The sequence below is a fragment of the Bradyrhizobium sp. WSM4872 genome (genome assembly GCF_055811715.1).
The window spans coordinates 68,798-89,976 of record NZ_JBVVPT010000019.1 but is presented as its reverse complement, the minus strand read 5'-3'; the positions used below and the strand labels follow the sequence as shown (position 1 = coordinate 89,976).

Sequence of the window (21,179 nt, the reverse complement as noted above, 5' to 3'; positions counted from 1 at the left end):
GCTGATTCGCGTCGTTCAAGGTGGTGTCGGCCGTCCGATTTTGGGATTAATAAGGATTCGTCGGAATCCTCTCCCCCATCAAGGCAAGGCGTGTCGGTCGCTCAACGCAGACGTATCTCGACGCTGGTGATGAACCGCTTCGCGCGGAACATGCTCGCGCGCGCGAGCGGCGGTTCCGTCGCCCTGTCGCGGGTCTGGCCCGGCCGCGCCGACCGGCTGATCATCGCGCCGCATGATCTGCGCACCGCGGATGCGACCCGCGCCGCCGAAATCTATGCCGGCCGCTTCGTCTTCGCCGGCAAGATCGTCAATTGCCACGGCCGTTCGATCTTCGATCTCGAGCCTCCGTCGGAGGATTGGGAGGTTGCGCTGCTCGGCTTCGGCTGGCTGCGCCATTTGCGCGCCGCCGACACCGCGCTGACGCGCGCGAATGCGCGCTCGCTGATCGAGGACTGGATCGCCAATCCTGCCAGCAAGCGCCGCCCCGTAGCGCGACGCGCCGACGTGCTGGCGCGGCGCGTGATCTCCCTGCTGTCGCAGGCACCGCTGGTGCTCAACGATACTGACAACAAATTCTACCGCCGCTATCTGCGCGCGCTGGCGCGCGAAATCCGCTTGCTGCGCTACACCATGGTCAACATTCCCGACGGAGTGCCGAAGCTCCAGGTGCTGATCGCGCTGTGCTATGCGGCGCTGTGCCTCGCCAACCAGGCAAGTCACATCCGCAGCGCCTCGAAAAAGCTCTCGGATGAATTGCAGCGGCAGATCCTGCCCGACGGCGGGCATGTCTCGCGCAACCCGGGCGCGCTGATCGAGCTGTTGATCGACCTGTTGCCGCTGCGCCAGACCTTTGCCGCGCGCAACATCGCGCCGCCGCCCGCGCTGCTCAACGCGATCGACCGCATGATGCCGATGCTGCGCTTCTTCCGCCACGGCGACGGCAATTTCGCGCTGTTCAACGGCATGAGCGCGACGCCCTCGGATCTGCTCGCGACGCTGCTTGCCTATGACGACACCCACGGCGCGCCCATGTCGAACATGCCGCATACCGGTTTCCAGCGCCTCGATGCCGGCCAGACCACTTTGATCATCGACACCGGCCCGCCGCCGGCAGCCAGCGTCAGCCACGACGCCCATGCCGGCTGCCTGTCATTCGAACTGTCCTCCGGCATCAGCCGCATCGTCACCAATTGCGGCATGCCGACCACGGGCCGCGACAATTGGCGGCCGTTCGCACGCGGCACGGCGGCGCATTCGACGCTGACCTATCACGACACCTCGTCATGCCAGTTCGTGGAGATGTCGGCGATGAAGCGGCTCTTGCACGGCGCTCCGATCACCAGTGGCCCCGTCGAGGTCGAGAGCTATCGCGAGATCGTGCAGAACGGCACGCTGCTCACGACATCGCATGACGGTTATCTTACAAAATTCGGCGCGATCCATCGCCGCGTGCTGATGATCGCAAATGACGGCGCGCGCATCGACGGCGAGGACACGTTGTCGCCGCCGCAAGGCGGACGCTTCAAGGGTGCGGATGCCGATTTCGCGCTGCGCTTCCATCTGCACCCGGCGGTGAAGGCGAGCCGGCTGTCCGATGCCCGCGGCGTCATGCTGGTGCTGCCGAACCGCGACGTCTGGACCTTCGAGGCGCTCGACGACAAGGTGGAGCTGGAGGACAGCGTGTCCCTGGCCGGCAATGACGGCCCGCGCCGCACCGCGCAGATCGTGATCCGCCAGGATGCGCGGCAGGCGCCCTCGATCCGCTGGAGTTTTGTCCGCTCCACCGCCTCGCCGGCGGTCACGAATGCCCGCAGAAATGCGCGGCGGGAGCCGGAACTTCCGCTGTAAACGCATGCGATTCGGCGCCATCTGATCGTTGTGAAAGCGACCGAAAACTGCTATCGAGCCCTCGCTCGCGCGACTGGCGACCTTGGATGGAGCACCATCGGGAAGCGCGAGACTGAGCAGCCGCGCGCCTGGGCATAGACACTCCTTCAGACAGAGGATCTTGCTCATGACTGACCATCCCCGCCGCGTCACCCGCGCCCTTCTCTCCGTTTCCGACAAGACCGGCCTGATCGACTTCGCAAAGGCGCTTGCCGCGCACGATGTCGAACTGATCTCGACCGGCGGTACCGCAAAGGCGATCGCCGCGGCCGGCCTGAAGGTGAAGGACGTCTCCGAGCTGACCGGCTTCCCCGAAATGATGGATGGCCGCGTCAAGACGCTGCATCCGAAGGTGCATGGCGGCCTGCTCGCGATCCGCGACAACAAGGATCACGCGGACGCGATGGCGGCGCATGGCATCGCGCCGATCGATCTCCTCGTCGTCAATCTCTATCCGTTCGAGGCGACCGTCGACAAAGGCGCGGGCTTCGAGGATTGCATCGAGAACATCGACATCGGCGGCCCCGCGATGATCCGCGCCGCCGCGAAGAACCATGATGACGTCGCCGTCGTGGTCGAGGCGCAGGACTATCAGGCCGTGCTCGACGAGCTCGCGGCCAACAAGGGCGCGACCACGCTGAAGCTGCGCCGGCGCCTTGCCGCCAAAGCCTACGCGCGCACCGCGGCTTACGATGCCGCGATCTCGAACTGGTTCAATCGCCAGCTCGAGATCGACGCGCCCGACTTCCGCGCCTTCGGCGGCAAGCTGATCCAGTCACTGCGCTATGGCGAGAATCCGCACCAGATCGCGGCGTTCTATGCAACGCCCGACAAGCGGCCGGGCGTCTCGACCGCGCGGCAGCTCCAGGGCAAGGAGCTCTCCTACAACAACATCAACGACACCGATGCCGCCTATGAATGCATCGGCGAGTTCGACGCCAAGCGCACCGCGGCCTGCGTCATCGTCAAGCATGCCAACCCCTGCGGCGTCGCAGAGGGCTCCGACCTCGTCAGCGCCTACCGCAAGGCGCTGGCCTGCGATTCCACCTCGGCGTTCGGCGGCATCATCGCGATGAACCGCGCACTCGATGCCGACACCGCGCGCGAGATCACGAAGATCTTCACCGAGGTGATCATCGCGCCCGACGCAAGCGAGGAAGCGATCGCCATCATCGGCGCGCGCAAGAACCTTCGACTTCTGCTCGCCGGCAGCCTGCCCGATCCGCGCGCATCGGGCCTCACCGCCAAAACGGTGGCCGGCGGCCTGCTGGTGCAGAGCCGCGACAATGCGGTGGTCGACGACATGAGCTTCAGGGTTGTCACGAAGCGCGCGCCCACTGATGCCGAGATGCGCGATCTGAAGTTTGCTTTCCGTGTCGCAAAACACGTCAAGTCCAACACCATCATCTACGCCAAGGATCTCGCCACCGTCGGCATCGGCGCCGGCCAGATGAGCCGGGTCGATTCAGCGCGGATCGCGGCACGCAAGGCCCAGGATGCGGCGGCCGAGCTGAAGCTCGCCGAACCGCTCACCAAGGGCTCGGTCGTGGCGTCGGATGCGTTCTTCCCGTTCGCCGACGGCATGCTCGCCTGCATCGAGGCCGGCGCCACCGCCGTGGTGCAGCCCGGCGGCTCCATGCGCGACGATGAGGTCATCAAGGCTGCCGACGAGCACGGCATCGCCATGGTGTTCACGGGCACGCGGCACTTCAGGCACTAGATCTGTCGTGTACGAAACTCTTAACGGGTCGTCCCGGCGAAGGCCGGGACCCATAGCCCAGGAAGTAGTTTGGTCTGCGGTACTAGCCGCGTCGCGGCAACGAGAAATCACGCGGTATGGGTCCCGGCCTTCGCCGGGACGACACTAATTTTCCCGCACCCGCATCAATAGCGCCAGCCCCGCGACGAAGAACACCACCAGCACGGCCATGCCGGCCTTCTGGCTCGCCGTCACTGCGGTGATCACGCCGATCAGGAGCGGGCCGACGAAGGATGTCACTTTCCCCGTCAGTGCGAACAGACCGAAATACTGTGCGATGCGGTCTTTCGGTGCGAGACGGATCAGGAGCGTGCGCGAGGCCGCTTGCAGCGGACCGCCGGCTGCACCGATCAGGCAGCCCAGCACCAGATAAGCGCGCTCTGACGCAGCGGCGAACAATGCACCGCCGGGCGTGGGCGGCGCGACCTTGATGAAGAAGATCGAATCCTTGTCGACCAGCAGGATCGCCGCTAGAGCCAGCAGCAGGATCAGCATGCTGCCGGCGATCACGCGCTTCGGCCCGAAGCGATCGTCCAGCTTGCCGCCAAACCACGCGCCGAACGCGCCGGCGATCGCGAGCATGATGCCAAAGGTGCCGATCTGGATCGTGTGCCAGCCGAACGTGCCCGCCGCATAGATGCCGCCGAAGGCAAACAGCGACACCAGACCGTCGGTGTAGATCATGTTGGCGAGCAGAAACGCCGCAAGCGATTTCTGCTGCGGCAGACCCTTGATCGATTGCTTCAGCTCCGACAGGCCTTCGTGCAGTGCCGCGCGCAGCGGACGCTTCGCCGGATAGTCCGGCGTGAACAGGAACATCGGCGTCACGAAAATGATGAACCACAGCCCGGTCAACGGTCCGGCGGCGCGGTCGCCCTGATGGCTGACGGGATCGAGCCCGAACAGAGGCGTGAAGCCGAGCAGCGTGCGGCCGGTCTCGGGATTCGCGGCGAGCAGGCCAAGCACGATGATCAGGCTGACGATGCCGCCGACATAGCCCGTTGCCCAGCCGGTGCCGGAAAGGCGCCCGATGCGCTCTGGGGGCACCAATGTCGGCATCATCGCATTGTTGAACAGCGTGGCGAATTCCGCGCCGACGCTGGCGAGCGCGACCGCGATGAGCAGCGGCGGAATGATCGAGGGGTCGCCGGGCTTGCCGATCCACAGCGTGCAGGATGCCAGCACCAGCACTGCGCCGAATCCGGCGATCCATGGCTTCCTGCGGCCCGAAGCATCGGCGATAGCCCCGAGCACCGGCGACATCAGCGCGATCGCGAGGCCGGCGGCAGCCATCGCAAAGCCCCACAGCGATTGCCCGGTGGCGGGATTCGGCGCAATGCCGGTGGCGAAATAGGGCGCGAACACGAAGGTCGTGATCAGCGTGAAATAAGGCTGCGCGGCCCAGTCGAAGAAGATCCAGCTGACGACCGCGCTGCGCGGCGGATAGGTCCGCTGCGCGCCGGCGATGCGCGCATCCGGGGCGATCGTCGTCACTCGATAATCCTCATCACGAACAGTTTTGCCTCTGTCGAAGCAAACCGTATAGCATTGCAGCGCTGCATGTGAACTGCCCATGGCCATTGCGGAAGTTTGATGATGTCGTCTTTTTCGACGCGGCGGACATTTTTCGCCTTCCTTGCCACTCTGGCGTTCGGACTTCCGACCGCGACCGCGCAGGATGCGCGGCGGGCCTATGTGCCGCCCGCGCTCGACACGGTGCATGCCGTTCCCGCCGAGCACGGCATGGTGGTGGCGCAGGAGAAAATCTCTGCGCAGGTCGGTGCCGACATCCTGCGGCGCGGCGGCAATGCCGTCGACGCCGCGGTCGCGACCGGCTTTGCGATGGCCGTGACCTATCCGCGCGCCGGCAATATCGGCGGCGGCGGCTTCATGGTGATTCATTCCACGGAGCGCAACGAAGACATCACGATCGATTATCGCGAGACCGCGCCGGCCGCGACCACACCGCAGATCTTTCTCGGGGCCGACGGCAAGCCAGATGCGGCGAAGTCACGGGATTCAGCGCTCGGCGTCGGCGTGCCCGGCACTGTCGCGGGTCTTGCGCTGGCCCTGGAAAAATATGGTTCGGGCCGGTTCACGCTAGCGCAACTACTCCAGCCCGCGATCGCGCTCGCCCGCGATGGCTTCCTTGTCGGCGACGACATCGCCGACACGCTGCCGGGCTGGCACAAGCGGCTGGTGCGCTGGCCCTCCTCAGCCAGGATCTTCTCGCGGCCTGATGGCACGTCGCTTAGTGAAGGCGACCGGCTGGTGCAGAGCGATCTCGCCGAGACGCTGTCGGCTGTCGCCGCACAGGGCCCGCGCGGCTTCTATGAGGGGCCGGTCGCGGAGAAACTCGCCAAGGCCGTGGCTGACGCGGGCGGCATCATGACGCCGGCCGATTTGCAATCCTATCGGGCGGTGATCCGCGCGCCAGTGCGCGGCACCTATCGCGGCTATGACATCGTGTCGATGCCATTGCCGTCGTCGGGCGGCGTGGTGCTGGTGGAGACGCTCAATATCCTCGAAGGTTTTCAGCTCGCCGATCTGAAGCAGGGATCGCCGGCCTCGCTGCATCTGCTGATCGAGGCCATGAAGCGCGCCTATGCGGACCGTGCGCGCTATCTCGGCGATCCCGCCTTCATCAACGCGCCGATCGGGACGCTCACCGCCAAAGACTACGCCGCCAAGCTGCGGGCAACCATCTCCGCCGATCGCGCCACGCCGTCGAAACAGCTCGTTTCCACCGCGACCTCACCGCATGAGGGCAGCAACACCACGCATTTTTCCGTCGTCGACGGCAGCGGTAACGCGGTCAGCAACACCTATACGCTGAACTTCAGTTACGGCCTCGGCCTCGTCGCCGAGGGCACCGGCGTGCTGCTCAACAACGAGCTCGACGATTTCACCGCGGCGGTCGGCGCGTCCAATGCCTATGGCCTCGTCGGCTTCGAGGCCAATTTGCCCGGGCCGGGCAAGCGGCCGCTGTCCTCGATGTCACCGACCATCGTCCTGAAGGACGGCAAGCCGGTTCTGGTGACGGGCTCGCCGGGCGGCAGCCGCATCATCTCGACCGTGCTCCAGGTGATCGTCAACGTCCTCGATTACAAGATGGACGTCGCGGCCGCCGTGGCGGCACCGCGGCTGCATCACCAATGGCTGCCCGACGAAGTCCGGGTCGAGAGCGGCTTTCCCGATAATGTGCTGCTCGAGTTGAAGGCGATGGATCATCTCATCGTCGCGCCGATGGGGCAGACATCGGCGAATTCAATCGCGGTGACCGCCAACGGTCCGCTCGGCGCGCCCGATCCGCGTAGCCGGGGTGCGGAGGCAGCGGGGCAGTAACTCTGTCCTTGCATGGCGCGAAGGCCGGGCGACCGGCTTGCGTGCGCCGCCGCGCGTGCTACCACCGCGAGACCAAAGAAACTACGAAAGAAAACACTGTCGGGAAACGCACATGACCACCGTTGATCCGAACCAGCGCATCGAACGCGCCGAGATCGAGGACACCAGCCTTCTCGCCTTCTATCGCGACATGAACGCGCCGGAACGGCGGACGTTCTGGGCCTGCGCAGCAGGCTGGGCGCTCGACGGCATGGACTTCATGATCTATCCGCTGGTGATCGGCACCATCATCGCGCTGTGGAAGGTCGATGCAGGATCGGCCGGGCTCGCCGGCACCGTGACGCTACTGGCCTCCGCGATCGGCGGCTGGCTCGGCGGCTATCTCTCCGACCATATCGGCCGGGTCAGAACGCTCCAGATCACCATCATCTGGTTCTCGTTGTTCTCGCTGGTGTGCGCGGTCGTGCAGAACTTCGAACAGCTCCTGATCGCACGCGCGGTGCTGGGCCTCGGCTTCGGCGGAGAGTGGGCGGCGGGCGCCGTGCTGATGGGTGAAGCGATCCGGCCGCAGTATCGCGGGCGTGCGGTCGGCTCGGTGCAGTCGGGCTGGGCGGTCGGCTGGGGCCTCGCGGTATTGTCGCAGGCGATCCTGTTCTCGGCGTTGCCCTCGGAGACAGCGTGGCGCTGGATGTTCGTGATCGGCGCGCTGCCGGCGCTGCTGGTGTTCTACATCCGCCGCTCCGTGACCGAGCCGGAGATAGCGGCTGAGGCTCGCGCCAGGCACGCCGCGAGCGGCAATCGCCCGGCGCTCTGGGAAATCTTTTCAGGCCCGATCCTGAAGACCACCATCCTGGCGTCGCTGATGGCGACGGGCTGCCAGGGCGGCTACTACGCCGTCACCTTCTGGGTGCCGCAGTTCTTGACCAAGGAGCGGCATCTGTCGATCGTCGGCTCGACCGGCTATCTCTCGACCCTGATCATCGGTTCTTTCATCGGCTATCTTACCGGCGCGTGGCTCGCCGACCGGATCGGACGGCGCAATCTGTTCCTGATCTTCTCGATTGGCGCCATCGCGATTGTGCTGCTCTATACGCAGCTGCCGCTGACCAACGAGGTCCTGTGGGTGCTCGGCTTCCCACTCGGCTTTTTCGCTTCGGGCTACTTCTCCGGCGTCGGCGCATTCCTGACCGAGCTTTATCCAACGCGACTGCGCGGCTCGGGCCAGGGATTCTGCTACAATTTCGGCCGCGGCATCGGCGCGCTGTTTCCGTTCCTGGTCGGAGCGCTGTCGGCGACGACGTCGCTTGCGAATGCGATCGCGATCTTCGCGGTGGTGGCGTATGCGCTGTTCTTTATCGCCGCCTTCGCGCTGCCGGAGACGCGCGGGCGCGTGCTGCATGCGGACTGATGCAGGCTAACTATCGTCCGACCTGATACGGTCCGCCCTTTTCGAGGGCGCGGCTGTACGCCGGCCGCGCATGAATGCGCTCCAGGAACGCCATCGCCTTGGGGTGGCCGAGCTCGAGCCCGCCACGCGCCTGGGCCGCTTCGAGCGGAAAGCTCATCTGGATGTCGGCGGCGGTGAACTCGTTACCGGCGAACCACTCGCTCTTGCCGAGCTCGCCTTCCCAATAGTCCATGTGCTGCTTGAGCTGCGGATTGACCAGCGCAGTCAGCGCCTGGTTCGAGACCTTGCGCACCAGCGGGCGGAGCAACGCGGGCGCGCGCTTCGGCATCAGCGTGAACAGCAGCTTGAGCAGCAGCGGCTGCATCGCCGAGCCTTCCGCATAGTGCAGCCAGTAGGTGAAGCGCAGCCGCTCGGGCGTGTTCGGTGGCGGGACCAACCGGCCGTTGCCGTAGGTGGCGATGAGATATTCGATGATCGCGCCGGATTCGGCGATGGTGTTGCCGTTGTCGGTGATGACGGGCGACTTGCCGAGCGGATGGATGGCGCGCAGCTCCTTCGGCGCGCGCATGTCCGGCTGGCGCTGATAGCGCACGATCTCGTAGGGCACGCCCAACTCCTCGAGCAGCCACAGCACGCGCTGCGAGCGGGAATTGTTGAGGTGGTGAACGGTCAGCATCGCGTGGTCCCCGGGGCTAAGCATGGTCGATCGGCCGCGCGTTCGTGCCAGCCCGGGAACACAATGTCGAGCCATCCGGTCGGATATTTTCATCCGGGTATATTGACCTTTGCAATTTACCCGGGTATTAAAGTCTCAACATGATCAATATGGCAATGATTCCAATGCAGAAGACTTTCACCGCCTTCCAGGGTTCACGCCGCCTGGTCTCCGGGCCAGCCGGAGAGGTCGCGCTGGTTATCAAGCGGATGGCGGAGCGGCCGGACCAGCCCATCATCATCTTCGAGGACGTCACGGGCCGGTCGATCGACTTCGATCTGCGCGGCGGAGACCGCGAGGTGCTGGCGCGGCTGGCGAAGCTTGTCCCACCCCCGGTTGAGGAGACCGCATCGGCGAGCGAACCACGCGGTCGCGGCCGGCCGAAGCTCGGCGTGGTCGCGCGCGAGGTGACGCTGCTGCCACGGCACTGGGAGTGGCTCAGCGCGCAAGCTGGCGGCGCCTCGGTCGCACTACGGAAACTTGTCGAAGAGGCGCGGCGCGCCAGCGGCGACAAGGACCGCGAGCGGCAGGCGCGCGATGCGGCCTATCACTTCATGTCGACCATGGCCGGCAATCTGCCGCAGTTCGAGGAAGCTTCGCGCGCATTGTTTGCGGATGACCGGCGGCGTTTCATCGGACTGATCGCAGATTGGCCCGCCGACATCCGCGACCACATCGTCAAGCTCGCCTACAGCGACCGCGCTTGAGCTCAGGCGTTCGTACGTCCGACTCGCGCCCAACGTGTTCGCGCGCTCACAATATTATGACCGTCATTAAACGATGGACCCGCGGCGCGCGCTGCGCCACAATGCGAAAAAGCGACGTCAGGGAGGATGATTTTGACCCGCGCAGCCCCGCAATTCCTGTTCGATTTCGGCAGTCCGAACGCCTATCTCAGTCATCTCGCGATTCCGGCGATCGAGCAGCGCATCGACGTCAAATTCGAATATGTGCCGATCCTGCTCGGCGGCATCTTCAAGTCGACCAACAACAAGTCGCCGGCCGAGACGCTTGCCGGCATCAAGAACAAGCGGGAATTCCAGGCGGTCGAGACCGAGCGCTTCGTCAAGCGCTTCAAGGTGCAGCCCTATGTCTGGAATCCGTTCTTCCCTGTCAACACGCTGAACCTGATGCGCGCGGCAATCGCGGCGCAGCTCGAGGGCGTGTTCGAGCCATATGTCGAGGCCGCCTTCCACCACATGTGGCGCGAGCCGAAGAAGATGGACGATCCGGAAATCGCCGCGAAGGCGCTGGCGTCCTCCGGCCTCGACGCGCAAAAGCTGTTCACCCTCGCGGCGGAACCCGAGGTGAAGGGCAGACTGATCAAGAACACCGAGGAGGCTGTCGCGCGCGGCGCGTTCGGCTCGCCGACCTTCTTCGTCGGCAACGAGATGTTCTTCGGCAAGGAGCAGTTGCGCGAGGTCGAGGAGATGGTCTCGGGGAAGTGATTTTCGTATGATGGACAGAGCGAGCCATCATCTCTGATGTCGTCCTGGCGAAGGCCAGGACCCATAACCACCGAATCGCGTTTGGCGATAAGCTGGGCCTCCGACTTGTCCGACAATAGGCAGTCGGGGTAATGGGTCCTGGCTTTCGCCAGGACGACGGCAAGAAACAACGACGACGGCAAGAAGCAATCAAGAAACAACAAGGACAATCCCATGCGTATCCTCGTGGTCGGCGCTGGCGCCATCGGCGGCTATTTTGGTGGCAGGCTGTTGCAGGCCGGTCGCGACGTCACCTTCCTGGTCCGACCGCGGCGCGCCAGCGAGCTCGCGAGCGCCGGCCTCGTCATCAAGAGCCCGAACGGCGACGTGACCTTGAAAAATCCGCCGACCGTTCAGGCCGACGCGCTCAAGGACAAGTTCGACGTCGTGCTGCTCAGCTGCAAGGCCTTCGACCTCGACGACGCCATCAAGTCGTTCGCGGCAGCAGTCGGACCGAATACCGCGATCATTCCCATGCTCAACGGCATGAAGCATCTCGACATCCTCGACGACAAGTTCGGCAAGGAGCGCGTGCTCGGCGGCCTCTGCGCCATCGCCGCGACGCTCAACGAGAAGCGCGAGGTGGTGCAGCTGCAGCCGATGCAGTCGATCAACTACGGCGAGCGCGATGGCAAGCTATCGGATCGGGTCAAGGCGATCGACGAAGCCTTCAAGAGCGGCATCGCTGGCGCCACCGCGAGCCAGAACATCATGCAGGACATGTGGGAGAAATGGGTGTTCCTCTCCTCGCTGGCGGCGTCCACCAGCCTGATGCGCACCTCCGTCGGCAACATTCTCGCCGCTCCCGGCGGCAGGGATTTCCTGCTCGGCATGCTGGACGAGACCAGTGCGATCGCCGCCGCGTCGGGCTACACGCCGGGCGGGCCGTTCTTCGAGCGCGTGAAGGGCAACCTCACCACCGAGGGCTCACCGATGACGGCCTCGATGTTCCGCGACGTCAAGGCGGGCCTGCCGGTTGAGGCCGATCACGTCATCGGCGACCTCATCGCGCGTGCCGACGCCGCCAAGGTGCCGGTGCCGAAACTGCGCATCGCCTACACGCATTTGAAGGCGTATGAGAAGCAGCGGGCGGGGTAGGCGCACCCCGCGCTATTTGAAATACGCGAGATAGTGCGAGACGGCGGTGATTTCCTCATCGCTCATGTGATAGGCGACATCGGCCATCGCGGCGCCACCGCCGCCGACGCGCTGGCTGCTCTTGTAGTCGTGCAGCGCCTTGACCAGATATTCCTCGCGCTGGCCAGCGAGCCGCGCGACGGCCTTGGTGCCGGCAAAGCTATCCGTATGACATGAGGCGCAGCGGCGGCCGGCGGCAACTTGCGCGCCCTTTTTCGACAGGTCCGGATCCTTGTCCTCCGCCGCTGTCGGCGGCGTCAGCGCGGCGAAATAGGCGCCGAGATTGCGGACGTCCTCGTTGGTGATCTCCTCGGCGATCGGCTGCATCTGGTCGTTCTTGCGCGAGCCGGCGCGAAAAAACACCAGCTGCCATTGCAGGAATTGATCGGGCTGGCCGGCGAGCGAGGGAATGTTCTCGGTTTGCGAGATGCCGTTCTCGCCGTGGCAGCCGGCGCAAACGGCGGCCTTCTCCTTGATCGCGGCATTGTCGGCGGCGCTTGTGGGGAGAGAACCGAGCGCGAGAAGCGCAACCGCGCTGATTGCGTGCGAGATGAACTGCCGGCGCATGATTGGAATTCCGATCTATCGAACGCGTCGTTCCAGGGCAAAGAAGCGCGAGCTATGATGCGCAACTGCGCATCTGAGAACTCGATAACCCGCGTTGGTGGCCAAGGGTTCCGGACTGGCGCGCCAGCGGCGCGCGATCAGGAACGACAGCGTACGAAACTGAAATGAGAAAGGCTGCGGCGCCCCTCGGCACCGCAGCCTCGTGTCGTCTTGCGCTACTTCTTGCTGTAGCTGATGCGGTAGATCGCGCCGGCCCAATCGTCTGCGACGAGGATCGAGCCGTCCTTGGCGAGGATGATGTCGTCGGGACGGCCGAGATAGCCCTGGTCGCCCTCGATCCAGCCGGAGGCGAACACCTCCTGCTTGGCGTTCTTGCCGTCGGGCCCGACGATCACGCGCATGATGCGGCCGCCTTGGTACTTGTGACGATTCCAGGAGCCGTGCTCGGCGATCAGGATGTTGTTCTTGTACTCGGCCGGAAATTGGTCGCCGGTATAGAACTTCATGCCGAGCGGAGCGACGTGAGCGCCGAGGTTCAGCACCGGCGGCGTGAACTCGGAGCATTTGTGGCCCATCGCGAACTTGGTATCCGGCAGGTCACCCTGGTGGCAGTAGGGATAGCCGAAGTGCTCGCCGATCTTGCTGATCATGTTCAGCTTGTCCGAGGGCAGATCGTCGCTGATCCAGTCGCGGGCATTCTCGGTGAACCAGTACTTGCCGGTGCGCGGATCGACGTCGCCGCCGACCGAGTTGCGAACGCCGAGCGCATAGATTTCCGCATTGCCGGTCTTGGGATCGACGCGGCGGATCTGCGACACGCTGGTCGGGGGCACGCCGATGTTGAAGGGCGGTCCGAACGGAATGTAGAACCAGCCTTCCTTGTCGACCGCGATGTATTTCCAGCCATGCGCGGCATAGGACGGCATGTCGTCATAGACGACCTTGCCCTCGCCGGGATTGTCGAGCTTGTTCTCGATGTCGTCGTAGCGGATCAGCTTGTCGACCGCGATGACGTAGAGCGCACCGTCCTTGACGGCCAGACCGGTGGGCATGTTCAGCCCCTTGAGGATGGTCTTGACCTCTTTCTTTCCGTTGTTGTCCTTGATGGCGTAGACGTTGCCGAGGCCGAACGAGCCAACGAACAGCGTACCCTTGTCACCCCAGGCCATCTGCCGCGCGGCCAGCACGCCGGACGCATAGACCTCCATCTTGAAGCCCGCCGGCAGCTTGACCTTCTTGACGATATTGGCGAGCTCGGCGTCCGACGCGCCGGTGGGCGGACCCGACGGCGGCGCCAGGCCCTTTTGCGCCTCGGTCTCGTCGCCGAGGAACCAGTCGTCCGGTGGATGGGTCCAGAACTCCTTGGTGCCGGATTCGTATTTCTTCAGCGGCTTGTTCTTGTCCTGCTGCTGCGCGTGACCGACGCTTGTCCCCGCGAGAAGGGCAATTGTTGCAAGCGCCAGGACGGATTGAAAGGCGGATTGAAAGACGGATCGATGGAATTTCATCGCGTCACTCCCCTAAGGCAGCCGTCAGGGCTGCACATTTATTTTGTTTTGCTAGTCGAGAGGCGAAGTTCGGACTCTGTCGAGAGGACAGACGCGGAAGGTTAGCACATCTGCGAGCGGTGAGAAGCGCGCCGCGTGCGCCGCGATAGCGCTCAGTAAAAATTGAGACGTAAAGTCAATGATGGCGAATGCGGCGACGACACCGCTCTCGCTGCAGCGCGGAATCAAGATCACGCGCGGCTAATTTGCAGGCAGCAAGAAGCCCGGGACAAAAAAACGCGAAAACAACCCCATGCACAGTAGAACGGCTGTAGCCAGCTTGCTGCCGGTGACTCCGGGTAGACATCTGAGGCGTCGAGCGAATTAGCAAAGATCGCGACTACGGGGCGACGGGGTAGGGACCATCGTCGAAAATCGTCTCATGATAGCCTTTCGATCCGACAGCGCGCGCCAGGGTGCTGCGAAAATCGAGGTCATCGCGAAGACAGTTCAGGACATGCGCGAAGTCGAATTCGGGCCGCCAGCCCAACTCGCGCCGCGCGCGCGCGTTGACATAGACGCGGTCGATCGCGGGGAACAGCCGCCAGCCGCGCGCAGCAAAGAGCTCCGCACAATCCGGATAGAGCTCGCGCACAACACCAGCCGCGTCACGTGCCAGCGCAGACAGGTGGCGCTGCTCAAACGGGCTCGTGGCCGACACGATGGTGCGGGCAAACCCGATGTCCGGCGCGCGCTCGGCGGCGAGCAGATGGGCGCTCACCGCGTCCGCGATATCCAGCCGGCGATAGAGCAGCTCGTTGGCGTGCGCGTTCTCCAGCGCGTAAGCCGACCGCACCGCCGGATCGTCATCGTCTTCCGGGAAGAAGCGCGAGGTCCTCAAGACCACGACGGGCAGGCCGCGCTCGCGACAGAACAGCTCGCAGAGAGTCTCGGCCATCAGCTTGGTCGTGCCGTAGATGTTCTTCGGGATCGGCGGCAGATCTTCGGTCACCCACACCGCAGCCTGTCCCGCGTCGGAACGGAGCTGCGAGCCGAACGCGCTGGTGGTGCTGGTGAAGACAAAACTGCGCACGCCTGCCGCATCGCCGCTTCAAGCAGATTGAGCGTGCCGGTGACGTTGGTGTCGATGAAGGCTTGCTTGCTGTGGGTCGCCACATGCGGTTTGTGCAGCGTCGCGGTGTGGATCACCGCGGTGACGCCGTCCATCTGGCGCCGCACGAAATCGAGATCGACGATTGAGCCGACGGCATCGGTGAAGGGCGATGGCTTCAGGTCGATGCCACGCGCAGGCGAACCCCGCCCGCGGAGCGTGCGGAGAACGGCCTCCCCGAGATGGCCCGCGCTACCTGTGACCAGAATTGTCATTCGTGACCCAATACAGCCGCCAGCGGCGTGGAAACCACGTGCCCGTCCGGTCCGGCTGGATGCTTTGGGAAAAATTGGAGCGGGCGAAGGGGCTCGAACCCTCGACCCCGACCTTGGCAAGGTCGTGCTCTACCACTGAGCTACACCCGCATCCTGTGTCGGTCGCATGACTGCGCCGACAACGGCTGTCGTATGCCAAAAGCGGGAGGGGAATGCAACAGCTACCGGCGGCATAGATTTGCAATCGGAGGCCCGATATCGACCCGAACGCGGCCAAATGACCCAAAAATGCCCCGGAACCGCCGAATCGGCCCGCATGGATTGAAATTCGGCCGTCCCGGCCCAATTTAGGGCCAACAGCGAAGCATATGAATTGGCGACGTGCTAAAGACCCGCCAATTCCAGACATCAGACGAGGGGATCCCGTGACGATCATCGACCAGGGTAACGGAGCAGCGGGCCCGGCTGCCGCCGATCTGATCAAGGACACGACCACCCAGACCTTCGTGAAGGACGTTATCGAGGAATCGAAGCGCCAGCCGGTGCTGATCGACTTCTGGGCGGAGTGGTGCGGCCCCTGCAAGCAGCTCACGCCCTTGCTGGAAAAGGCGGTCAAGGCCGCCAAGGGCAAGGTCAAGCTGGTCAAGATGAACATCGACCAGCACCCGGCGATCCCGGGCCAGATGGGCATCCAGTCGATTCCGGCGGTGATCGCCTTCGTCAACGGCCAGCCGGCCGATGGCTTCATGGGTGCGGTCCCGGAGAGCCAGCTCAACGCCTTCATCGAGAAGCTGACCAAGGGCGTGACCGCGCCGGGTGAGCCGAATATCGCGGAAATCCTCCAGGAGGCCGAGGCCGTGCTCGCCGAGGGCGATGCCGCTGCGGCCGCGCAGATCTACGCGGAAGTGCTGCAGCTCGAATCGACCAACATCGCAGCCCTTGCCGGACTGGCGAAATGCTACGCCGTCTCCGGTGCGATGGAGCAGGCCAAGCAGACGCTCGCCATGGTGCCGGAATCCAAGCGCAACGACCCCGCTGTGAAGGCCGTGCAGACCGCGATCGATCTCGCCGAGCAGGCCGAGCAGCTCGGGCCCGTCGCCGAGCTGGAACAGAAAGTCGCCGCAAACCCGCTCGATCATCAGGCCCGATTCGACCTCGCGATCGCGCTCAACGCCCAGGGCAACCGGGCAGCCGCCACCGAGCAGCTGCTCGCGATCGTCAAGCGCGACCGCAAATGGAACGACGACGGCGCCCGCAAGCAGCTGGTGCAGTTCTTCGAGGCCTGGGGCGGCACGGACGATGCAACCGTCGAGGGACGCAAGCGCTTGTCGATCATCCTGTTTTCCTGACGATGATTGATCCATCACAGCCGGCGGAGCGTTAGGCATCGTGACTTGATGCGGACAATGGGGACCAGATGCCGATCAACATCGAATATCGCGGGCCCGCCGACCTTCCGGAGATCCTTCCGGTGTTTCCGCTGCCGGGCGCGCTGCTGTTGCCGCGCGGGCAGATGCCGCTCAACATCTTCGAGCCGCGCTACCTCGCGATGATTGACGATGCCTTCCGCGACGGTCATCGCCTGATCGGCATGATCCAGCCCGACATCGCGCACTCGCCCAAGAATTCCGACAAGCCGGCACTGTTCCGTGTCGGCTGTGTCGGCCGCATCACCCAGCTCGCGGAATCCGGCGACGGCCGCTACATCCTCGAGCTCACCGGTGTCTCGCGCTTCAAAGTGCTCAAGGAGCTCGAAGTGCTCACCGCCTACCGCCAGTGCAAGGTGGATTTTTTCGCCTTCGTCGACGACTTCACGCCGCGCATGGGCGAGGACGAGGTCGATCGCGAGGCACTGTTGACGGTGCTGGCGGATTTTTTGAAAGCCAACAACCTCAAGGTCGACTGGGAGGGCGTCGAGACCGCTCCCAACGAAGCGCTCGTCAACGCGCTGGCGATGATGTCGCCCTATGGCGTGGCCGAGAAGCAAGCGATGCTGGAAGCGCCCGACCTGAAGACCCGCGCCGAAATTTTGATCGCGGTGACCGAGATGGACCTCGCGAAGAAGCGCACCAGCGGCGATCCGCCGTTGCAGTGACAGGTGCCTGTGCGCCTGCTCAGGAATGACCGCGGATGCGCTTGCGTCCGGTGATCATCGCGCTGATCAGGTTCTCGCGCTGGAGACATCCCATCATCAGCACGCCCAGGACGTGCAGCACGACCAGGACGATGACCACGTCCGACGAATAGTGGTGGGTGTCCTCGACCCACCAGACGCCGAAAAAGGTCACCGTCACCGACATCGCGCCTGATATCGTCGAGACCGCGAGCGAGACCAGCAGCGCCACCAGCATCAACGTGCCGGCGGGATTGAGCCCGATATAGCGGCCGGTGATGCCGCGGCGCAGATTCCAGAGATAACCTGGCGCGGCCCGAAGCCTGACGCCGACCATGCGGAAGCGCGAATAGCGGCTTCCCCAAAGACCCCAGACCAGACGGAACGCAACAAGCCCGAGTACGGTATAACCGACGATGCGGTGAAGTCCGTCATAGACGGTCGGCGTGAACCAGGCGGCCAGGACGCAAGCCGCGAGCAGCCAGTGCCAGAGCCGCAGCGGGAGGTCCCAGACCGCGACTTTCCGCGAAGCGGTTCGATCCGCGGGGGTCCGGTTGGACTCCCCGCGTGCGTGCGGTACCGTTTCTTCGATCAAGCGAGGACCACCCTCAGGCATGACTTTGCGCAGACCATTTGCGCGCAGACCATCTGGCGCGGTCTACTTTGCAATCGTGTGCTTCAGGCTGAGATCTTCGGGGCTGTAGAACAGCTCGTAAAGCTTTCCTTCCTTGACGCCGTAGACCTCATAGCACGAGCCTTCGATCTTGGAGCGCCGCACCTCGTAGCCCAGCGCCTTGGCCTTGGCCTCGGCTTCGCTCGCCGGCTTCCACGACGCCTTGTCGAGCTTGGTGCAGTCCTTGAAACCATCAGCCAAGGCCGCCGATCCCATGCCAATCCCGATCGTCAATGCAACGGCAGCAACACGAATAACCTTCACGAACGTCTCCTCTTCTGTCGTGGGCGCTACGCCCTGGGGCGAAGCGGGACCGAAGGAAGCAAAGCACATGACGAAGTCAATCTGCAGCTGCGGCGCAAGCCTTTAGAGATATTCTAACGATCCGAAAAAGCTCAGCGCCCTCCGTGCGCAACCTGCATTTGGCGCGTCGATGCGGCCTTACGTCTCACGACAGGCATGACTGCGATATGCCGCTCAGTAGCCAGCGACCGCCATGACGACGACGGCACTGAGCGCCATCCATCCAAAATGCCGGCCGCGCGTGGCCCATGCGTTGGCGAAAGCAGAGAAGCCAAACACGCCGACCATGGTGACGACGATCCAGTGACGCGCCGGCTCCGATTGCATCCAGGGCGCCGCGATCAGGAGCACACCCCCGCCGATCCAGGCGACGGTCGAAGCCTGCCAGACCAGGCGGATCAGGGTGCGGAGCCGTTCCGGCCCGATGCGAGCGCGGGCAAAGACCTTGGTCTCGCCGAGAATGCCATGAATAAGGGCCACGGCAATGGTCACGACCCCGGCGCACTGGAGCAAGAGATCACGCATCATCAAAGCTCCCTGCAAATTTCATCCATACAGTTATGTATGGTGAGATAGACGCTGGCCTGTCGGCTGTCAATACACTAGTGTATGGTTCGAATCCGGAACCCGACATGGCCGAACAGCTGACCGCCGACGACTGGATCAAGCAAGGCCTGAAGGCGCTCGCGCGAGACGGCTTCACCGCGCTGAAGGCCGATCCGCTGGCGAAAGCCATTGGGGTCTCGCGCGGCAGCTTCTATTGGCATTTCGCCGATCTCGGCGCGTTCCATGCTGCTCTCTTGAGGCGTTGGCGCGAGATCGCGGCCGAGCAGATCATCGCCGATGTCGAGGCGGACAGCGACGATCCGCTGAAAGCGCTGCTGCGCAGGACTTTTGGCGCGCGGCTCGACCTCGAGCGCGCGGTCCGGAACTGGGCGGCCTTCGATGCGGCGGCACAATCGGCGGTGCGTGCGATCGACCGGCGCAGGCTCGACTATATCGAAGAGCTGCTGAGGAAGCGCGGGTTCGAGGCGGCGACGGCGCGAGCCCGCGCGCAAATCCTGTACTGGACGTTTCTCGGCTTCGCCCTGTCGGGCCCGCCATCGCCGGCCGCGCGGCTCGAGGGCCTGCTCGACGAGATCCTGCGGATGGTTTCAGCTTGAGCGACGCGATGGGCTGCTACGATTTTTTATGCTAGAGGCAACCGACCGCCGGAGACCCCCATGAACGCGCCCACCGAACGCCCCGAAGCCAGCGTCGATCCCAAATTGCTGGAGATTCTGGTCTGCCCGCTGACCAAGGGCCCGCTGGAGTTCGATTCTGCAAAGCAGGAGCTGATCTCGCGCAGCGCGAAGCTCGCCTATCCGATCCGCGACGGCATCCCGATCATGCTGCCGGAAGAGGCCCGCAAGATCGATTGAGGTTTGGCGCGATCGCCGCACCACACTCTCGCTGTCGTCCTGGCGAAGGCCAGGACCCATAACCACAGGACGTGGTTGTGGCGCAAGCCGGCAACTCCGAATCATCGCAAAATTAATGCTGCGGCGTATGGGTCCCGGATCTGCGCGCGCTTGAGGCGCGCTTGTCCGGGACGACAGGAAATTCCTACAGCACCTCGCCCTTCAGCAACCGCGGTATCTCACCGGTCAAACCCGCGGCCTGGCGGATGAACAGGTTCTTCAGCGGCGGGGCGCGGTCGACCAGGCCGAGGCCGATGTCGCGCACGGTGCGCAGCAGCGTCGATTGATTCGAGAACAGGAAGTTGAGCGAGTTGGTGGCAACGCCCATGGCCATCGTGTCGAAACGGCGCCAGCGCTGGTAACGTTCGAGTACGTCGGCGGCGCCGATATCCATGCCGAGCCGCGCGGCATCGACCACGACTTCGGCCAGCGCGGCGACGTCCTTCAGCCCCATGTTGAGACCCTGGCCCGCGATCGGGTGGATGACGTGGGCGGAATCGCCGACCAGCGCGAGGCGCTCGGCGATGAAGGAGCGTGCGACGAAATAGGACAGCGGAAACGCGCGCGGCTTGTCGAGCGCCTTCACTTCGCCGAGATGCAGGCCGAAGCGTTGCTCGAGCTCGCCGTGGAATTCTTCGTCGCTCAACGCAACGATACGCGCGGCTTCGCTGCGGCGCTCGGTCCATACCAGCGAGGAGCGTTTGCCCGAAAGCGGCAGGATCGCGAACGGACCCGCCGGCAGAAAATGCTCTTCGGCGCGGCCCTCGTGATCGCGCTCATGGCCGACGGTGACGACGATGCCGGATTGATCATATTCCCAGCCATGGGTAGCGATGCCGGCGCGTTCGCGCAGTTTCGACTTCGCACCGTCAGCCGCGACCAGGAGGCTCGCCGCGATGACACTGCCGTCGCCGAGCGTCACGTCGATGCCTTCGGCCCGCGCGTCGTAAGACGACACTGTGGTCGCGCGGAGATCAATGCCCTCGGCCTCGGCGCGCACCACCAGCGCATCAATCAGGCGGCGGTTCTCGACCATATGCGCAAAGGGCTCGCCCGGCGCGACATCGCCGGCAAAGTTGAGGAACGCCGGGCGGGTGGCGTCTTCGAGCTTTGAATCGGTGACGATCATGTCGAGGATGGGCTGCGCCTCGCCCCTGACGTCATCCCAGGCGCCGATCGCCTCGAACAGGCGGCGGCAGGCGGCCACGATCGCGGTGGCGCGCGGGTCGCGGCTGGGACGGGTCCCGAGCGCGGGGTCGGCGACGATGACGGGGATCTCGGGCCCGAGCCCCTGACGCAGCGCCAGGGCCAGCGCCAGGCCTGCAAACGCGCCGCCACCGATGACAATGCTACCCTGTACCGACATACCCAATTCCCGGCTAAGTCTTCGCGTTTCTTAGTCTTGCTAGCAGACTTGAGGTGGGCGAAACAGTGCGGTGAAACAAGGGCGGA

General features: G+C 64.3%; 19 protein-coding genes, 1 tRNA gene, 1 pseudogene and 1 riboswitch. Of the genes and pseudogenes, 11 read left to right on the top strand and 10 right to left on the bottom strand.

Annotation, left to right across the window (positions count from 1 at the left end):
* The first annotated feature begins 129 nt into the window (after positions 1-129).
* Positions 130-1,848, top strand: a complete 1,719-nt coding sequence (locus tag AC0L3C_RS23725) for a heparinase II/III family protein (RefSeq protein ID WP_473265617.1) — start codon at positions 130-132, stop codon at positions 1,846-1,848.
* A 59-nt stretch (positions 1,849-1,907) separates the two neighbouring features.
* Positions 1,908-1,989: riboswitch (ZMP/ZTP riboswitch) on the top strand.
* 25 nt (positions 1,990-2,014) lie between these two features.
* The gene (gene purH, locus AC0L3C_RS23720; RefSeq protein ID WP_473265596.1) at positions 2,015-3,607 is read left to right on the top strand and encodes a bifunctional phosphoribosylaminoimidazolecarboxamide formyltransferase/IMP cyclohydrolase; all 1,593 of its coding nucleotides are present in this window, start codon (positions 2,015-2,017) and stop codon (positions 3,605-3,607) included.
* Between the two features lie 144 nt (positions 3,608-3,751).
* On the opposite strand, the gene AC0L3C_RS23715 is transcribed toward purH, so the two are convergent.
* A complete protein-coding gene (locus AC0L3C_RS23715) occupies positions 3,752-5,140 on the bottom strand; it encodes an MFS transporter (RefSeq protein ID WP_473409102.1) in 1,389 nt (462 codons plus the stop codon).
* A gap of 99 nt (positions 5,141-5,239) precedes the next feature.
* Here AC0L3C_RS23715 and ggt point away from each other — a divergent pair, with 99 nt between their 5' ends.
* Positions 5,240-6,991: a gamma-glutamyltransferase gene (gene ggt / locus AC0L3C_RS23710; RefSeq protein WP_473409101.1), complete on the top strand. Its 1,752-nt coding sequence runs from the start codon at positions 5,240-5,242 to the stop codon at positions 6,989-6,991.
* A gap of 112 nt (positions 6,992-7,103) precedes the next feature.
* A complete protein-coding gene (locus AC0L3C_RS23705; RefSeq protein WP_473409100.1) occupies positions 7,104-8,399 on the top strand; it encodes an MFS transporter in 1,296 nt (431 codons plus the stop codon).
* Between the two features lie 10 nt (positions 8,400-8,409).
* Here AC0L3C_RS23705 and AC0L3C_RS23700 read toward each other — a convergent pair whose 3' ends face one another.
* Positions 8,410-9,075, bottom strand: a complete 666-nt coding sequence (locus tag AC0L3C_RS23700; RefSeq protein ID WP_063992271.1) for a glutathione S-transferase family protein — start codon at positions 9,073-9,075, stop codon at positions 8,410-8,412.
* Positions 9,076-9,224: 149 nt separating this feature from the next.
* Here AC0L3C_RS23700 and AC0L3C_RS23695 point away from each other — a divergent pair, with 149 nt between their 5' ends.
* The 3 genes from AC0L3C_RS23695 to panE all read left to right on the top strand — a co-directional run bounded on the left by AC0L3C_RS23695 (position 9,225) and on the right by panE (position 11,699).
* Entirely contained in the window at positions 9,225-9,821 is a 597-nt protein-coding gene (locus AC0L3C_RS23695; protein ID WP_473409099.1) for a DUF2239 family protein, read from the top strand.
* 126 nt (positions 9,822-9,947) lie between these two features.
* Positions 9,948-10,562, top strand: coding sequence for a 2-hydroxychromene-2-carboxylate isomerase (locus AC0L3C_RS23690; RefSeq protein WP_473281698.1), 615 nt, complete (start codon positions 9,948-9,950; stop codon positions 10,560-10,562).
* A 213-nt stretch (positions 10,563-10,775) separates the two neighbouring features.
* Entirely contained in the window at positions 10,776-11,699 is a 924-nt protein-coding gene (panE, locus tag AC0L3C_RS23685; RefSeq protein WP_456766892.1) for a 2-dehydropantoate 2-reductase, read from the top strand.
* Positions 11,700-11,711: 12 nt separating this feature from the next.
* Here panE and AC0L3C_RS23680 read toward each other — a convergent pair whose 3' ends face one another.
* From AC0L3C_RS23680 to AC0L3C_RS23665, 4 genes and pseudogenes are all read right to left on the bottom strand, one after another.
* Positions 11,712-12,305 carry a c-type cytochrome gene (locus tag AC0L3C_RS23680; RefSeq protein WP_018459679.1) on the bottom strand — a complete coding sequence of 198 codons (594 nt, stop codon included), beginning with the start codon at positions 12,303-12,305 and terminating at the stop codon, positions 11,712-11,714.
* 215 nt (positions 12,306-12,520) lie between these two features.
* Positions 12,521-13,813, bottom strand: a complete 1,293-nt coding sequence (locus AC0L3C_RS23675) for a PQQ-dependent sugar dehydrogenase (RefSeq protein WP_473409098.1) — start codon at positions 13,811-13,813, stop codon at positions 12,521-12,523.
* Positions 13,814-14,192: 379 nt separating this feature from the next.
* Positions 14,193-15,178, bottom strand: a pseudogene (locus AC0L3C_RS23670) (NAD-dependent epimerase/dehydratase family protein).
* A 75-nt stretch (positions 15,179-15,253) separates the two neighbouring features.
* A tRNA-Gly gene (locus tag AC0L3C_RS23665) sits at positions 15,254-15,328 on the bottom strand.
* A 275-nt stretch (positions 15,329-15,603) separates the two neighbouring features.
* Between AC0L3C_RS23665 and trxA the strand changes: the two genes are divergently transcribed.
* Positions 15,604-16,527, top strand: coding sequence for a thioredoxin (gene trxA, locus AC0L3C_RS23660; protein ID WP_007598659.1), 924 nt, complete (start codon positions 15,604-15,606; stop codon positions 16,525-16,527).
* A gap of 68 nt (positions 16,528-16,595) precedes the next feature.
* Complete coding sequence (locus AC0L3C_RS23655) at positions 16,596-17,273, top strand: LON peptidase substrate-binding domain-containing protein (RefSeq protein WP_473409097.1); 678 nt, start codon at positions 16,596-16,598, stop codon at positions 17,271-17,273.
* 19 nt (positions 17,274-17,292) lie between these two features.
* On the opposite strand, the gene AC0L3C_RS23650 is transcribed toward AC0L3C_RS23655, so the two are convergent.
* The 3 genes from AC0L3C_RS23650 to AC0L3C_RS23640 form a co-directional block, all read right to left on the bottom strand.
* Positions 17,293-17,886 (bottom strand): cytochrome b/b6 domain-containing protein, encoded by a 594-nt coding sequence (locus AC0L3C_RS23650; protein ID WP_473409096.1) that lies wholly within the window; start codon positions 17,884-17,886, stop codon positions 17,293-17,295.
* A 63-nt stretch (positions 17,887-17,949) separates the two neighbouring features.
* The gene (locus AC0L3C_RS23645; RefSeq protein WP_473265610.1) at positions 17,950-18,228 is read right to left on the bottom strand and encodes a PepSY domain-containing protein; all 279 of its coding nucleotides are present in this window, start codon (positions 18,226-18,228) and stop codon (positions 17,950-17,952) included.
* Between the two features lie 213 nt (positions 18,229-18,441).
* Positions 18,442-18,792 carry a hypothetical protein gene (locus AC0L3C_RS23640; RefSeq protein WP_473409126.1) on the bottom strand — a complete coding sequence of 117 codons (351 nt, stop codon included), beginning with the start codon at positions 18,790-18,792 and terminating at the stop codon, positions 18,442-18,444.
* 107 nt (positions 18,793-18,899) lie between these two features.
* Here AC0L3C_RS23640 and AC0L3C_RS23635 point away from each other — a divergent pair, with 107 nt between their 5' ends.
* Both AC0L3C_RS23635 and AC0L3C_RS23630 read left to right on the top strand, forming a co-directional pair.
* Positions 18,900-19,430, top strand: coding sequence for a TetR/AcrR family transcriptional regulator (locus AC0L3C_RS23635; RefSeq protein ID WP_473409095.1), 531 nt, complete (start codon positions 18,900-18,902; stop codon positions 19,428-19,430).
* A gap of 60 nt (positions 19,431-19,490) precedes the next feature.
* Entirely contained in the window at positions 19,491-19,688 is a 198-nt protein-coding gene (locus AC0L3C_RS23630) for a Trm112 family protein (RefSeq protein ID WP_007598651.1), read from the top strand.
* Positions 19,689-19,872: 184 nt separating this feature from the next.
* On the opposite strand, the gene AC0L3C_RS23625 is transcribed toward AC0L3C_RS23630, so the two are convergent.
* Entirely contained in the window at positions 19,873-21,093 is a 1,221-nt protein-coding gene (locus AC0L3C_RS23625; protein ID WP_473264262.1) for a ubiquinone biosynthesis hydroxylase, read from the bottom strand.
* Between the last annotated feature and the right edge of the window lie 86 nt (positions 21,094-21,179).

What these genes read in the sequence shown, in the direction of transcription:
- AC0L3C_RS23725 (WP_473265617.1), top strand. Translation starts at nt 130, where the DNA reads ATGAACCGCTTCGCGCGGAACATGCTCGCGCGCGCGAGCGGCGGTTCC.
- purH (WP_473265596.1), top strand. Translation starts at nt 2,015, where the DNA reads ATGACTGACCATCCCCGCCGCGTCACCCGCGCCCTTCTCTCCGTTTCC.
- ggt (WP_473409101.1), top strand. Translation starts at nt 5,240, where the DNA reads ATGATGTCGTCTTTTTCGACGCGGCGGACATTTTTCGCCTTCCTTGCC.
- AC0L3C_RS23705 (WP_473409100.1), top strand. Translation starts at nt 7,104, where the DNA reads ATGACCACCGTTGATCCGAACCAGCGCATCGAACGCGCCGAGATCGAG.
- AC0L3C_RS23700 (WP_063992271.1), bottom strand. Translation starts at nt 9,075, where the DNA reads ATGCTGACCGTTCACCACCTCAACAATTCCCGCTCGCAGCGCGTGCTG.
- AC0L3C_RS23695 (WP_473409099.1), top strand. Translation starts at nt 9,225, where the DNA reads ATGGCAATGATTCCAATGCAGAAGACTTTCACCGCCTTCCAGGGTTCA.
- AC0L3C_RS23690 (WP_473281698.1), top strand. Translation starts at nt 9,948, where the DNA reads ATGATTTTGACCCGCGCAGCCCCGCAATTCCTGTTCGATTTCGGCAGT.
- panE (WP_456766892.1), top strand. Translation starts at nt 10,776, where the DNA reads ATGCGTATCCTCGTGGTCGGCGCTGGCGCCATCGGCGGCTATTTTGGT.
- AC0L3C_RS23680 (WP_018459679.1), bottom strand. Translation starts at nt 12,305, where the DNA reads ATGCGCCGGCAGTTCATCTCGCACGCAATCAGCGCGGTTGCGCTTCTC.
- AC0L3C_RS23675 (WP_473409098.1), bottom strand. Translation starts at nt 13,813, where the DNA reads ATGAAATTCCATCGATCCGTCTTTCAATCCGCCTTTCAATCCGTCCTG.
- AC0L3C_RS23655 (WP_473409097.1), top strand. Translation starts at nt 16,596, where the DNA reads ATGCCGATCAACATCGAATATCGCGGGCCCGCCGACCTTCCGGAGATC.
- AC0L3C_RS23640 (WP_473409126.1), bottom strand. Translation starts at nt 18,792, where the DNA reads ATGCGTGATCTCTTGCTCCAGTGCGCCGGGGTCGTGACCATTGCCGTG.
- AC0L3C_RS23635 (WP_473409095.1), top strand. Translation starts at nt 18,900, where the DNA reads ATGGCCGAACAGCTGACCGCCGACGACTGGATCAAGCAAGGCCTGAAG.
- AC0L3C_RS23630 (WP_007598651.1), top strand. Translation starts at nt 19,491, where the DNA reads ATGAACGCGCCCACCGAACGCCCCGAAGCCAGCGTCGATCCCAAATTG.
- AC0L3C_RS23625 (WP_473264262.1), bottom strand. Translation starts at nt 21,093, where the DNA reads ATGTCGGTACAGGGTAGCATTGTCATCGGTGGCGGCGCGTTTGCAGGC.